At 73.1% G+C, this 13,694-nt stretch carries 11 protein-coding genes and 1 pseudogene; 9 read left to right on the top strand and 3 right to left on the bottom strand.

Features of this window, described 5'->3' with window-relative positions:
- Positions 1 to 48: 48 nt before the first annotated feature.
- Complete coding sequence (locus ACFYZ3_RS11500) at positions 49 to 1,482, top strand: WGR domain-containing protein (RefSeq protein ID WP_388515557.1); 1,434 nt, start codon at positions 49 to 51, stop codon at positions 1,480 to 1,482.
- A 36-nt stretch (positions 1,483 to 1,518) separates the two neighbouring features.
- Here ACFYZ3_RS11500 and ACFYZ3_RS11505 read toward each other — a convergent pair whose 3' ends face one another.
- Positions 1,519 to 2,631, bottom strand: a complete 1,113-nt coding sequence (locus tag ACFYZ3_RS11505; protein ID WP_388515559.1) for a DUF475 domain-containing protein — start codon at positions 2,629 to 2,631, stop codon at positions 1,519 to 1,521.
- Positions 2,632 to 2,763: 132 nt separating this feature from the next.
- Between ACFYZ3_RS11505 and ACFYZ3_RS11510 the strand changes: the two genes are divergently transcribed.
- The 4 genes and pseudogenes from ACFYZ3_RS11510 (at position 2,764) to ACFYZ3_RS11525 (ending at position 6,891) form a co-directional block, all read left to right on the top strand.
- Positions 2,764 to 3,219 (top strand): Fur family transcriptional regulator, encoded by a 456-nt coding sequence (locus ACFYZ3_RS11510; RefSeq protein ID WP_388515561.1) that lies wholly within the window; start codon positions 2,764 to 2,766, stop codon positions 3,217 to 3,219.
- A 29-nt stretch (positions 3,220 to 3,248) separates the two neighbouring features.
- The gene (gene katG, locus ACFYZ3_RS11515; protein ID WP_388515563.1) at positions 3,249 to 5,471 is read left to right on the top strand and encodes a catalase/peroxidase HPI; all 2,223 of its coding nucleotides are present in this window, start codon (positions 3,249 to 3,251) and stop codon (positions 5,469 to 5,471) included.
- Between the two features lie 79 nt (positions 5,472 to 5,550).
- Positions 5,551 to 6,546 (top strand): annotated as a pseudogene (locus ACFYZ3_RS11520) (aminoglycoside phosphotransferase family protein); the annotation flags it as partial.
- A gap of 78 nt (positions 6,547 to 6,624) precedes the next feature.
- Positions 6,625 to 6,891 carry a hypothetical protein gene (locus ACFYZ3_RS11525; protein WP_361002096.1) on the top strand — a complete coding sequence of 89 codons (267 nt, stop codon included), beginning with the start codon at positions 6,625 to 6,627 and terminating at the stop codon, positions 6,889 to 6,891.
- Here the strand turns inward: ACFYZ3_RS11525 and ACFYZ3_RS11530 are convergent.
- Positions 6,834 to 7,856: a MerR family transcriptional regulator gene (locus tag ACFYZ3_RS11530; RefSeq protein ID WP_388515565.1), complete on the bottom strand. Its 1,023-nt coding sequence runs from the start codon at positions 7,854 to 7,856 to the stop codon at positions 6,834 to 6,836. The two genes, ACFYZ3_RS11525 and ACFYZ3_RS11530, sit on opposite strands and share 58 nt — an antisense overlap.
- A gap of 89 nt (positions 7,857 to 7,945) precedes the next feature.
- On the opposite strand from ACFYZ3_RS11530, the gene ACFYZ3_RS11535 reads away from it, so the two are divergent.
- The 3 genes from ACFYZ3_RS11535 to ACFYZ3_RS11545 all read left to right on the top strand — a co-directional run bounded on the left by ACFYZ3_RS11535 (position 7,946) and on the right by ACFYZ3_RS11545 (position 13,088).
- Positions 7,946 to 9,478, top strand: a complete 1,533-nt coding sequence (locus tag ACFYZ3_RS11535) for an alpha/beta hydrolase (protein WP_388515567.1) — start codon at positions 7,946 to 7,948, stop codon at positions 9,476 to 9,478.
- A 52-nt stretch (positions 9,479 to 9,530) separates the two neighbouring features.
- Positions 9,531 to 11,129 carry a sulfite oxidase gene (locus ACFYZ3_RS11540; RefSeq protein ID WP_388515569.1) on the top strand — a complete coding sequence of 533 codons (1,599 nt, stop codon included), beginning with the start codon at positions 9,531 to 9,533 and terminating at the stop codon, positions 11,127 to 11,129.
- Between the two features lie 258 nt (positions 11,130 to 11,387).
- On the top strand, positions 11,388 to 13,088 hold the full coding sequence (locus ACFYZ3_RS11545) for a cellulase family glycosylhydrolase (protein WP_388515571.1): 1,701 nt from the start codon (positions 11,388 to 11,390) through the stop codon (positions 13,086 to 13,088).
- A 27-nt stretch (positions 13,089 to 13,115) separates the two neighbouring features.
- Here the strand turns inward: ACFYZ3_RS11545 and ACFYZ3_RS11550 are convergent, their stop codons facing one another.
- Positions 13,116 to 13,337, bottom strand: a complete 222-nt coding sequence (locus ACFYZ3_RS11550) for a hypothetical protein (protein WP_388515573.1) — start codon at positions 13,335 to 13,337, stop codon at positions 13,116 to 13,118.
- On the opposite strand from ACFYZ3_RS11550, the gene ACFYZ3_RS11555 reads away from it, so the two are divergent.
- Positions 13,330 to 13,674 carry a hypothetical protein gene (locus tag ACFYZ3_RS11555; RefSeq protein WP_388515575.1) on the top strand — a complete coding sequence of 115 codons (345 nt, stop codon included), beginning with the start codon at positions 13,330 to 13,332 and terminating at the stop codon, positions 13,672 to 13,674. The two genes, ACFYZ3_RS11550 and ACFYZ3_RS11555, sit on opposite strands and share 8 nt — an antisense overlap.
- Positions 13,675 to 13,694: the final 20 nt, after the last annotated feature.

Genomic DNA, 13,694 nt, shown 5'->3' on the forward strand with positions numbered 1-13,694 from the left:
GTGGAACCCGCGGAACACGCCGCGGGACCGACCGGGGAGAGGTCTGCCATGTCGAGGACGTACCTGGAGCTGTCGCAGGACGACGGGAGCGCGCACAAGTTCTACGAAGTCACCGTCCAGGGACAGGTCGTGACGGTGCGCTACGGCCGGATCGGCGCGGCAGGACAGACCCAGACGTCGACCTTCCCCACCGCCCAGAAGGCAGCGGCCGCGGCCGCCAAGAAGATAGGCGAGAAGGTGCGCAAGGGCTACGAGCCCGCCGTGCAGGGACAGCGCGCGCCGCGCGCGGTCACCCGCCGGCAGGTGGCCTCCGCGCCGTCCACCGCCCGCGCGGTCGCACCGGTCCTGTGGCGGTTCCGCACCGGCTCCGCGGCCTTCGGCATCCACATCGACGAGGACCGCTGCTGGGTGGGCAATCAGGCGGGCGACGTCTACACCCTCGCCCACGGCGGCGAGGTCCTCGCCCGCTACCAGCTGCCCGACGGCGTCAAGTGCCTGGTCGCCGACGACTTCTGGATCTACGCAGGCTGCGACGACGGCCGGGTCTACGACCTCTCGTCCAAACTGCCCTTCGCCGCCTACGACATCGCGGCCGACGTGGACATCTTCTGGCTCGACATCCACGAGGGCGTGCTGAACGTCGCGGACCGCGCCGGACGGCTCACGGTGATCGACCACGAGGACGAACACCAGTGGTCGCGCGGCGGACGCGGTGAGCACGCCTGGATGGTGCGCGCCGACGACCGGGCCGTCTACCACGGGCACACCCGCGGCGTGACCGCCCACTCCCCGGACGGCGGCACCGAGTTGTGGCACACGCCCACCCAGGGAGCGGTGCTCTTCGGCTGGCAGGAGGACGACGCGGTCTACGCGGGAACGGCGCGGCACACGGTCCAGCGGCTGTCCAAGGCCACCGGTGGCATCGAGGCGACCTACCACTGCGACAGCCCGGTGTACTCGTGCGCCACCTCTCCCGGCGGCCGGTTCGTCTTCGCCGGCGACTCCGCGTCCTCCGTGTACTGCTTCGACCGGGACGGCACCCGGCTGTGGAAGCTGGGCACGGGCGGCGGCTCCGCCCTGTCCATGCAGTACCGCGACGAGCGGCTGTTCCTCGTCACCACCGACGGCTCCCTGGTGTGCGTGGACGCGAGCGAGGCGGCGGTTACGGCGGCGCAGCAGGGCTCGGTGCCCGTCGCCCGGGACGTGAAGCTCGCCGCCACCCTGCCGACGTACGCGCCCGCCACCACCGCCACCGCCGTGACGACCGTGACCGCGGCGCCCGCGGGCTCCGTCGTGGTCGAATGCGTCCAGGAGAACGGCCGTACCCGGATCCATGTGGTGACGGAAGGGTACGACCGTTCGTGGAACGTCCAGTTCCCGAGGGCGATCCGCGAGCCGGGCGCGCGCTACGTGGTCGACGCGCTGCACGCCGCGTCGGGCGGCTTCTACCGGGTGCGCGGTGACATCAGGCGCCTGCGGTGACGGCGCCGGGCCGCGTCGGGCGATCGGGGCCGCCGCTCAGGAGCCGGCCCGCAGCGCGCGGTTGCGGCGCACGGAGGACCAGAAGGAGGCGCCGATGAGGACGACGCCGACGAGGCCGGTGACGATCTCGTTGATCTCGTACTGGATGGTGACCAGGAGGATCAGAGACAGGGCGCCGATGGCGTAGTGGGCGCCGTGCTCCAGGTAGACGTAGTCGTCGAGGGTGCCCTGGCGGACCAGGTAGACCGTGAGCGAACGGACGTACATGGCGCCGATGCCCAGGCCGAGGGCCATCAGGACGATGTCGTTGGTGATGGCGAAGGCGCCGATGACGCCGTCGAAGGAGAAGGACGCGTCCAGGACCTCCAGGTAGAGGAACATGAAGAACGCCGCCTTGCCCGCCAGCTTGACGGGGGATCCGGGCCGCCCAGCCCGTTCCGCGTCCTTCTCCGCCTGCTTCTCCGCCTCCTGTTCGCGCTCCTCCTCGTCCTCGAGGCGTTGCTCGAAGAAGCCGGAGAGACCGCCCACGACCATGTAGGTGATCAGACCGGCGACGCCCGCGAGCAGGACCGTCTCCGCCTTGTCGGCGTGCGTTCCGCCGTGCTGGTGGGCGTGGGCGCCGAAGGTGGTCGCGGAGACCAGCAGCACGATCAGGGCGATGCAGACCGACAGCATGTCGACCCTGCCGAGCTTCGCCAGTGGACGCTCCAGCCACCCCAGCCACTTGATCTCCCGGTCTTCGAGGACGAAGTCGAGAAAGATCATCATCAGGAACATGCCGCCGAAGGCCGCGATCGACGGATGGGCGTCCGTCACCAGCTCCTGATAGCGGTCCTTGTCGGTGAGCGCCAGGTGCACCGCGTTCCAGGGACTCAGCCGGGCACTGATCGCCACGATCACCACCGGGAAGACCAGCCGCATCCCGAACACCGCGATCACGATGCCGACGGTGAGGAAGATCTTCTGCCAGAAGGCGTTCATCTTCTTCAGGATCCCGGCGTTGATCACCGCGTTGTCGAAGGACAGCGAGACCTCCAGGACGGACAGGATCGCCACGATGCCGAGGGCGGTCCAGCCGTCGTAGAGCACGCCCGCCGCCAGGCCGAGGGCCGTGACGGCGAAGGCCCAGCGGAACGTCTTCCAAAGCACCGGCCACTCATTCCTGTCGTCGCGTCGTACGGGGCGGCATCCCATGCCAGTGCCCACCACGCACGTTGTCTACCACGCTGGAGTTGTTCGTTTCCTTGAGTGGTTCGTGTTTCAGGGAGTAGGTTCGCCGCCATGACGGCATCCCGGAACTCCCGGAATCCGGCCACCGCCGAGGAACTGCGCGGGGCGGGACTACGGGTGACCGCCGCCCGTGTCGCGCTGCTCGAGACCGTCCGGGCGGGGGACCACCTCGACGCCGAGGCACTCACCTCCGGCGTGCGCCGGCGCGTCGGGCACGTCTCCCTCCAGGCCGTGTACGACGCCCTGCACGCCCTCACCGCGGCACGGCTCGTGCGCCGTATCGAACCGCCCGGCGGCCCGGCGCGGTTCGAGGGACGGGTCGGTGACAACCACCACCACGTCCTGTGCCGGTCCTGCGGCGCCCTCGCCGACGTCGACTGCGCCCTCGGCGACGCGCCCTGCCTGACCGCCTCCGACGACCGCGGCTTCGTGATAGACGAGGCCGAGGTCATCTACCGGGGCCTGTGCCCCGACTGCTCCACCCCCGGCAGTTCCCCAGCACCTTGATCCGCCCCGTTCGGAAGGATTTCCCTCCCATGTCCGAGAACCACGACGCCATCGTGACCGATGCGAAGACCGAGGAGACGGGCGGCTGCCCGGTCGCCCACGGACGCGCCCCGCACCCCACGCAGGGCGGCGGAAACCGTCAGTGGTGGCCGGAGCGGCTCAACCTGAAGATCCTCGCCAAGAACCCCGTCGTCGCCAACCCGCTGGGTGAGGAGTTCGACTACGCCGAGGCCTTCGAGGCCCTCGACCTCGCGGCCGTGAAACGGGACATCGCCGAGGTGCTGACCACCTCGCAGGACTGGTGGCCCGCCGACTTCGGCAACTACGGCCCGCTGATGATCCGGATGGCCTGGCACAGCGCGGGCACCTACCGCATCAGCGACGGCCGCGGCGGTGCGGGCGCCGGCCAGCAGCGCTTCGCCCCGCTCAACAGCTGGCCCGACAACGGCAACCTCGACAAGGCCCGCCGCCTGCTGTGGCCGGTCAAGAAGAAGTACGGCCAGAACCTCTCCTGGGCCGACCTGCTCGTCCTCACCGGCAACGTCGCCCTGGAGACGATGGGCTTCGAGACCTTCGGCTTCGCCGGCGGCCGCGCCGACGTCTGGGAGGCCGAGGAGGACGTCTACTGGGGCCCCGAGACCACCTGGCTCGACGACCGGCGCTACACCGGCGACCGCGAGCTGGAGAACCCGCTCGGCGCCGTGCAGATGGGCCTGATCTACGTCAACCCGGAAGGCCCCAACGGCAACCCGGACCCGATCGCCGCCGCCCGCGACATCCGTGAGACGTTCCGCCGCATGGCGATGAACGACGAGGAGACCGTCGCGCTCATCGCCGGCGGACACACCTTCGGCAAGACCCACGGCGCCGGTCCGGCCGACGCCGTCGGCGACGACCCCGAGGCCGCCGCCATGGAGCAGCAGGGCCTCGGCTGGAAGAGCACCCACGGCACGGGCAAGGGCGGCGACGCCATTACCTCCGGTCTGGAGGTCACCTGGACCAGCACACCGACCCAGTGGGGCAACGGCTTCTTCAAGAACCTCTTCGAGTTCGAGTACGAGCTGGAGCAGAGCCCGGCCGGCGCCAACCAGTGGGTGGCCAAGGACGCCCCCGAGATCATCCCCGACGCGCACGACCCGGCGAAGAAGCACCGCCCGCGGATGCTCACCACCGACCTGTCGCTGCGCCTCGACCCGATCTACGGGCCGATCTCCCGCCGGTTCTACGAGAACCCGGAGGAGTTCGCGGACGCCTTCGCCCGCGCCTGGTTCAAGCTGACCCACCGCGACATGGGCCCCAAGTCGCTGTACCTCGGCCCGGAGGTCCCCGAGGAGACCCTGCTCTGGCAGGACCCGCTGCCCGAGCCCGAGGGCGAGGTCATCGACGCCGAGGACGTCGCGACCCTCAAGACCAAGCTCCTCGAGTCCGGCCTGTCGGTGTCGCAGCTGGTGACCACCGCGTGGGCATCGGCGTCCACCTTCCGCGGCAGCGACAAGCGCGGCGGTGCCAACGGCGCCCGTATCCGCCTCGAGCCGCAGCGCGGCTGGGAGGTCAACGAGCCCGACGAGCTGGCGCAGGTGCTGCGCGTCCTGGAGGGCGTCCAGCGGGAGTTCAACTCCGGGTCCGGCGCCAAGAAGGTCTCCCTGGCCGACCTGATCGTCCTCGGCGGCTCGGCCGCGGTCGAGAAGGCCGCCAAGGAAGCCGGCTTCCCGGTGGAGGTCCCCTTCGCCGCGGGCCGCGTGGACGCGACGGAGGAGCACACCGACGCCGAGTCGTTCGAGGCCCTCGAACCGACCGCCGACGGGTTCCGCAACTACCTGGGCAAGGGAAACCGGCTGCCCGCCGAGTTCCTGCTCCTCGACCGGGCGAACCTGCTCACCCTGAGCGCGCCCGAGATGACCGTCCTGGTCGGCGGCCTGCGCGTGCTGGGCGCGGGCCACCAGCAGTCCCAGCTCGGCGTCTTCACCCGCACGCCCGGCTCGCTGACCAACGACTTCTTCGTCAACCTGCTCGACCTGGGCACCACGTGGAAGTCGACGTCCGAGGACCGGACCACCTTCGAGGGCCGTGACGCGGCCACCGGCGAGGTCAAGTGGGCCGGCAGCCGCGCCGACCTGGTCTTCGGCTCCAACGCCGAGCTGCGGGCGCTCGCCGAGGTCTACGCGAGCGACGACGCGGGGGAGAAGTTCGTGCACGACTTCGTCGCCGCCTGGGTCAAGGTCATGAACCTCGACCGCTTCGACCTGGCCTGATCCGACTCGCCCCGCCCGGGACGCCCGGGCGGGGCGAAATCCGGTGGCAGCGCGCGGTGCACGATGCTGGGATGGCGTGATGCTCAGTGACACGCCGGAGTCTGTGGACCGGGGGCGGTACCAGGACACCGTCACCCCCTGGGAGGAACCGGCCTGGCGTGCCGAGGCCGTCGGCTGGATCGAGGCCCGGCTGGCCGCCCACGGCCTGCGGCCGACGGGACGGTGGCGGGTCCGGCTGCGGCCGTGGTCCGTCCTCCTGCGGGTCGGCGTCGTGGGAAGCGAGGCGGTGTGGTTCAAGGCGAACCCGCCGGCCAGCGCCTTCGAGGGCGCGCTGACCGCCGCGCTGGCCCGCTGGGTCCCCGGGCACGTACTGGAGCCGCTGGCGGTGGAGGCCGCCCGGGGCTGGTCGCTGCTGCCCGACGGGGGGCCGCTCTTCCGGGACGTCCTCGCACGGGAAGCGGTCGGTCCCCGCGACTGGGAGGAACTCCTGCGCCAGTACGCCGTCATGCAGCACGCCCTCACCTCGCGCGCGAGTGAGATCGAACGCCTGGGCGTGCCCGCAGTGCCCGCCGGCGCGCCGGCCGACGTCCTGGACCGGTTCGACGACGCGCCGCTGTCCGCCCGGGACCGGGCCGCGCTGCTGGAACTTCGCCCCCGCCTGCTGGACTGGTGCGCGGAACTCACGGCCCTGGGCGTCCCCGACTCCCTCGACCACGCGGACCTGCACGACGGCCAGTTGTTCCGCCCCGCGCCCGGCAGGTTCACCTTCTTCGACTGGGGCGACGCCGTCGTCGCCCAGCCCTTCGCCAGCCTCGCCGTCCCCGCCCGCCGCGCCGCCGAGCGCTACGGGCCGCAGGTACTGCCGCGCCTGCGCGACGCCTACCTCGAACCCTGGACGGGCGAGGGCCGTACGGCAGCGCAGCTGCGGCGTGCGGTGAGCCTCGCCTGGCGGCTCAGCGCCCTCAACCGCGCCGCCGCCTACGGCAGGCTCTTCCCCGCAGTGTCCGGCACCACCGGTGCCGTGACGGCCGCGGCGGGCGCACGCTGCCTCCTCGAGCTGCTGGACGAACCGCCGTTCCAGGCGGGGCTCGACCGCAGGCTCGTCCCCGGCGCTCAGGTGCCGTTGTCAGTGGCGGATGCGAGGCTTCGAGTCATGGATGAGGTGGAGTTCATGCGCGGCAGGGTCTACGGGGCCGACCACGACAACCCCGGGCCGCGCGCCGGACGCGTCTACGCGCATCTGGTGGGCGGGCCCCTGGACGGACTGCTGCTGGACGTCACGGACCTCACGGAACAGGAGCGTGCCCGCGCAGTGACGCTGCCGACGGAGATAGGCCGCTACGGCCCGGGCGGCCGCTCCGCCTACGCGCCGAGGCCGGGCGACACGCGCCGCTTCGACTGGCGGGGCGACGTGCCCTGATCCGGCACCGCCCCCGTCCCGGCGGTCAGCGCCGCCAGCAGCCAGTCGTGCGCGGACCCGGGCGTCGGTTCCGGTCGCGCGCCGGGAGCGGTGGTCACCTCGGCCACCAGCTCCCAGTACCCGTCCAGCCGAGGGTCGGCCGCGAGCTGCCCGGCCAGCCGGCGGCGGAAGCCGGGGGTGTCCCGCACCCCGTACGCGCTCGTGTACGAGGCGACGAACGCGTCCAGGGCCTCACCCGGGTGCGGTTCCCGGCCGCGGCGCAGGTGCGCCCCGGCCAGCTCGTACGCCTCCGCGAGCCCCGTGTACAGCAGGGCGGCCCCCCGTGCCCCGGCGGCCCGGTGCGCCTCGGGCTGGGGCTGGACGGTTCCCGGGCGGCACGGGGCGAGGGTGAGGGCGTTGAGGCGGGCGAAGGCCAGGACCTGGGCCGGGGCGGGTTCGTCGGGCGGCTGCGGGACCGCCACGTCCAGGAACGCGCCGGCCGAGCTGGCCGGCATCCTCGCCGGAAGCCAGCCGCGCCAGAACCGCACCAGCGGGGCCGTGCTCGGCGGGACGGACACCGCACCGATCAACCGCAACCGGTCGGCCTGCTCGCCGGGCGGGGCCTCCTGCACCAGCCGCAGCGCGGCCTCCCGCCAGCGCAACGCCCTCAACTCCGAGCCGACCTCACGCAGCCGGCCCGCCACCGCGGCCTCCAGCGCCCCGCCCTCGACGCCCGCCGCGCCGTGCGCATTGCGCTCGTCGAGGATCCGGCGCACCTCGGGAACGGCCAGGCCCAGGGCGCGCAGCGAGCGGATCAGCCGCAGCCGGTCGAGTGCCTCCGGACCGTACCGCCGGTGCCCGCCGGCGCTGCGCGACGCCTCCGGCAGCAGACCCCGGTCCGAGTAGAAGCGGACGGTCTTGACGGTGACACCCGCGCCCTCGGCCAGCTCGCCGATGCCGCACAGACCGTCGTTCGAGGTGAACACTTGAACCTCCCTCAGGGGGAGTTCCTACCGTACCGGCGACAGCGGGCCGGTGATCGGGCCGGGCCGCGCTGGACGGAGGAGAGAGGACCATGACCGCGTTCATCCTGGTGTCGGGCATGTTCACCGGCACGCACATCTGGCAGGACACGGCCGCGCGCCTGACCGCCCGGGGCGCCGAGGCGCACACGGTCGCCCTCACGGGCCTCGACGGACCGCGCGCGGCCACCGCGCCCGGCGTGGACCTGGAGACCCACATCGCGGACGTGCTCGCGGTGATCGACTCGGTGGGCGCGGCCGGGGACCGGCGGATCGTGCTGGTAGGCCACGACTACGGCATCCACCCGGCGGTCGGCGCCGCCGACCGGCGTGCGGAGCGCATCGACCGGATCGTCCACCTGGACTCGGGTCTGCCGCGGGACGGCGTCCCCGCCCTGGCCGCCGTGCCCGACCAGTCCCTGCGCGAGCACCTCGCCGGGGCCGTAGGTGCCGACGAGGCCGACGGGGTGCTGCCGCCCCCGGCGCACGAGGAGTGGCCGCGCTGGGGCAGCACCGCGGGCGTGCCGGACGCGGCCCTGGACCGGCTCACCGCCCTCGCCGCGCCCCAGCCGCTGGGGACCCTGCTCCAGCCGCTGCGGCTGACCGGCGCCGTCGGCCCGGTGCCCACCACCGGCGTGCTGTGCACCGGCAACGGCACGAGCATCGAGCTGGTCCAGATGCTGGTGCGCCTCGGCGATCCCGCGCTGCGCCCGCTGACCGACCCCCGGGTGAGCTTCTTCGAACTGCCCACCGGGCACTGGCCGATGCTGTCCCTGCCCGCCGAGCTGACGGACGTGCTGCTGCGGGCCGCGGCGGGCGAGGGGCACCGGCTGGAGCCGGTCGACGACGACGCGGGGCCCGGCCACCTGCGGCCCTTCCTGATGGACGTGCCCGACGTCCCGAGGGAGCGGCACGGGAACGTCGACCTCTACCTGCCCGACGCCGAGGAGCCGCGGCCCGCCGTGGTGCTCGTGCACGGCGGACCGGTCCCCGCCGACGCCCGGCCCACCCCGCGGGACTGGCCCGGGCTGACGGGGTACGCGCGGTGCGTGGCGGGGGACGGAGCCGTGGGCGCACTCCTCGACCACCGCCTGCACGACCTCGGCGACTTCGAGCGGGCCGCCGCGGACGTGGCCGCCGCCGTCGAGGCGGTGCGGGCCGATCCGCGGGTGGACGGGGACCGGGTCGCCCTGTGGTTCTTCTCCGGCGGCGGCCTGATCTCCGCCGACTGGCTGGACGCGCCGCCGGCGTGGCTGCGCTGCCTCGCGGCCACCTACCCGGTCCTGGCGCCGCTGCCGAACTGGGGACTGTCCGAATCCCGCTTCCGACCGGCGCGCGCCGTGGCGAACGCCGGTGCCCTGCCCGTCGTCCTCACCCGGGTGGGACGGGAGATGCCCGAGATCGCCGCCACCGTCGAGGAGTTCCTGACCGCGGCCAAGGACTGCGGGACCGACGTGGAGGTGGTCGACGTGCCGCACGGCCACCACGGTTTCGAGACCATCGACTTGACCGACGAGTCACGTACGGCGGTCCGGCACGCGCTGCGCACGGTGCTGGATCACGCCTTCGGGAGGGACCCGCGGTGACCGAGGGCGGCGCGCCACCAATCCGTCCGCCGCCCGGTGTCGGATTACCGTCGTGAGCGACCACGGCACGACCCCACGGAAACAGACCGCAAGGACCTTGACACGCATCGGACTGGGCGCCCTGAGCGGTCTGCTGGCGGGTGGCGCGGCACTGGCCGTCGCCGAACTGGTGGCGGCGGCGGTACGTCCGCAGGCCGGCCCCGTCGTCGCGGTCGGGGCGGCCGCCATCGACCGTACGCCGACCGCGGTGAAGGACTGGGCGATCCGCAACTTCGGCAGCGACGACAAACTGGTGCTCCAGCTCGGCATCCTCGCCGTGCTGACCCTGTTCGCCCTGGCCGTGGGCGCGTTCGCGGCCCGCCGGCGGCGCACCGGAGCCGCCGGAGTCCTGGTCTTCGGAGCCGTCGGTGCCGCGGCCGCCCTCGGCAGGCCCGACGCCACCGGAGTCACGGACGCCTTCCCCTCGGTCCTGGGGGCGGTCGCCGGCGCGGTGCTCCTGTACCTCCTCACGGGTCTCCTCCCGGCCCCGCACCGGGATGTGCCGGGGGAGCCGGGGGCGGGCTGGGACCGGCGCCGCTTCGTGATCGCGGCGACCGCCGCCGCCGCGGCCTCGGCCGGGGCCGGTGTGCTGGGCCGGGCCCTGAGCGGCGTGAGCGGACGGGACGCGGTCGCCTCCCGCGAGAACGTCACCCTTCCGCCACCCGGTTCGCCCGCCCCGGCGGTGCCCCGGCGAGCACAGGTCCGGGTGGAGGGTGTCAGCCCCTTCGTGACCCCCGCCGGCGACTTCTACCGGGTCGACACCGCCCTGGTGGTCCCCAAGGTGGACGCCACCGCCTGGCGGTTGCGCATCCACGGCGAGGGCGTCGCCCGGGAGCGGACCCTGACCTTCGACGACCTGCTGCGGCGGGAGCTGATCGAGCGGGACGTCACCCTCACCTGCGTGTCCAACGAGGTCGGCGGCCCCTACGTCGGCAACGCCCGGTGGATCGGCGTCCGGCTCGCCGACCTGCTCGAGGAGTGCGGTGTCCGGCCGCCGTCGGCGGGCGGCCCGGCGGATCAGCTCGTGGCCCGCTCCGTGGACGGCATGACCATCGGCAGCCCCGTCGAGGACGTCATGGACGGCCGCGACGCGATGCTCGCCGTCGGCATGAACGGCGAGCCCCTGCCCTTCGACCACGGCTTCCCCGTCCGCATGCTCGTGCCCGGCCTGTACGGCTACGTCTCCGCCTGCAAGTGGATCGAGGACATCGAACTGACCACGTTCGACGCCTACGACGCCTACTGGGTCAAGCGCGACTGGGCCCGCGAGGCCCCGATCAAGACCCAGTCCAGGATCGACACGCCCAAGCCGTTCGCCCGGCCGCAGGCGGGGACCGTGATGGTCGCCGGAGTCGCCTGGGCCCAGCACCGCGGCATCGACAAGGTGGAGATCCGCGTCGACGACGGCCCCTGGCAGGAGGCCGTCCTGGCCGCCGAGGACTCGCGCGACACCTGGCGACAGTGGTCGTACGCCTGGCGGGCCACCAAGGGTGGTCACACCCTCACCGTGCGGGCCACCGACCGCACCGGCGAGGTGCAGACGGACAAGCGCACCCGCACCGTGCCGGACGGCGCCAGTGGACGGCACTCGGTGGTGGTGACGGTGGACTGACGCCCGGGGGCGGCCGGCCGAAGCCCGTCACACGTTCCGGCTCTTCCGGTCCACGCGCGCGACTCGGGATCGTCGCTCGTGTCGACCGGCCGGGGGCGCCGGGAGTCTGAGCGCGGCTCTCCCCACACCGGACAGCAAGCGTTTTCTGTCCGGTGTCTTGACGTGTACGCGCCGTAGTGAGTTTCATGGGCCGGTGTGGGAGCGCTCCCACGTGTTCGCCGTTCCCCCGTGTCCGCACTACTCAGCCCTGGAGTCGCCGTGCGCCCAGCAAGACGCGATACACCGAGAACCCTCCCGGCCCGCCTGCTGACCGGACTGGCCGCGCTGATCGGGCTGGTCGTCGTCGGCGCCCTCTGTCCGGGCGCGGCCCTCGCCCAGTCGCCCGCGGCGCGGCCCGCCGCAGTCCCGTCGGCCGGCGCGCAGGCGGCCGGCCTGCACATCGGTGACGGCCGGCTGCTGGAGGGCAACGGCAACGACTTCGTCATGCGCGGGGTCAACCACGCCCACACCTGGTACCCCGGCGAGACGCAGTCGCTGGCGGACGTCAAGGCGCTGGGCGCCAACAGCGTCCGGGTCGTCCTCTCCGACGGGCACCGCTGGAGCGAGAACGGCCCCGCGGACGTCGCCGCCGTCATCGAGCAGTGCAAGGCCAACCGGCTCATCTGCGTACTGGAGGTGCACGACACCACCGGCTACGGCGAGGACGCGGCGGCCGGCACGCTCGACCACGCGGCCGACTACTGGATCGGTCTCAAGGACGTCCTGGCCGGCCAGGAGGACTACGTCATCGTCAACATCGGCAACGAGCCCTGGGGCAACACCGACCCGGCCGGCTGGACCGAGCCGACCGTCGCGGCCGTCGAGAAGCTGCGCGCCGCCGGGCTCCAGCACACGATCATGGTGGACGCCCCCAACTGGGGCCAGGACTGGCAGGGTGTCATGCGTGCCAACGCGCGGTCCGTCTACGACGCCGACCCCACCGGCAACCTGATCTTCTCCATCCACATGTACAGCGTCTTCGACACCGCCCAGGAGATCACCGACTACCTGAACGCGTTCGTCGACGCCCAACTGCCCATCCTCATCGGCGAGTTCGGCGGACCCGCCGACCAGTACGGCGATCCGGGCGAGGACACCATGATGGCCGCCGCCGAGCAGCTCCGCCTCGGTTACCTGGCCTGGTCGTGGAGCGGCAACACGGACCCGGTGCTCGACCTGGCGCTCGACTTCGACCCGGGCAGGCTCAGCGACTGGGGCGAACGCATCTTCCACGGCGTCAACGGCATCGCCCAGACCTCCGAGGAGGCCACGGTCTACGGCGACGGCGCCCCGGACGACACCGAGGCCCCGACGGCACCCGGCACCCCGAGCGCCACCGCGGTCACCGACACCTCCGTCACGCTCGGCTGGGCCGCCGCCACCGACGACACCGCGGTCACCGGATACGACGTCGTCCTGGTCGGCGACGGCACCGGGACCACGGTCGCCTCCTCGACCACCACCACCGCCACCGTGACCGGACTCACCGCCGCCACCACCTACACCTTCGCCGTCCACGCCCGCGACGCGGCGGGCAACCGGTCGGCCCGCTCCGCCACCGTGGAGGTCACCACCGACGAGGGCGGCGGCACCCCCGGCGGCGCCTGCTCCGTCGGCTACCGAGTCGTGGGCGAGTGGCCCGGCGGCTTCCAGGGCGAGATCGCCGTCCGCAACACCGGGGACGCCGCCGTCGGCCCCTGGACACTCGCCTTCGCCTTCGCGGACGGCCAGACCGTCACGAACATGTGGGGCGGCACCGCCACCCAGGACGCCGGCGCGGTGAGCGTCGCCCCGGCCTCCTACACCGCCACCATCCCGGCCGGCGGCACGGTCACCCTCGGCTTCACCGCCCAGAAGGGCGCCGCCAACAGCGCCCCGACCGCGTTCAGCCTGAACGGGGCCTCCTGCGCCACACCGTGACCGGGGGCAGGGCGCGGGTGAGGAACGTCACCACGACACCTCGCGGACGTCGGCCCGGCTCTGCGGCTGCGTCGTGGCGGTGATCTCCGAGCGGTGGCGGCTCGCCTCGAAGGTCACCGTCAGGGTCTGCGGCGCGCCCTGCTCCGTACGCACCGTGAAGCCCTGGTTCGGCACCGCCGAGATCAGGCACACCCCGCCACCGCCGAACCGCACGGTCGCCTTGCCGCCCTCGGAGGGCACCGTGTACACCCCTGCCCCGCCCTCCTCGCAGCCCGGGGAACCCTCGCCCCCGGGCGGCCGCGGGGCCGTGGTGCGGGGGCTCGGCGTCGGTGTGGGGGTCGGAGTCGGCTCCGGCGGCTCCGTGCTGGTGCGGGACGGGGCCGGGCTGGGCGCGCGGCTCGTGGGCGACGGGCTGGGAGTGGCCGTCACGGTCTTGGACACGGTCGGCCGGGGCGGGGCCGGGAGCTCCTTCGGCGCCGTCTGTGCGACCGGCGCGGTCGGCCGGGTCGACCCCACCACGAAGTGGATCGTGATGATGACGGCCGTGACACTGGCCGCCGTGCAGGACAGCCAGATGATCAGGTAGCGAAGGAGGCGGGACACGAC

Origin of the sequence: Streptomyces sp. NPDC001599 (genome assembly GCF_042893535.1) — a bacterium.
In the GTDB taxonomy this organism is placed as follows: domain Bacteria; phylum Actinomycetota; class Actinomycetes; order Streptomycetales; family Streptomycetaceae; genus Streptomyces.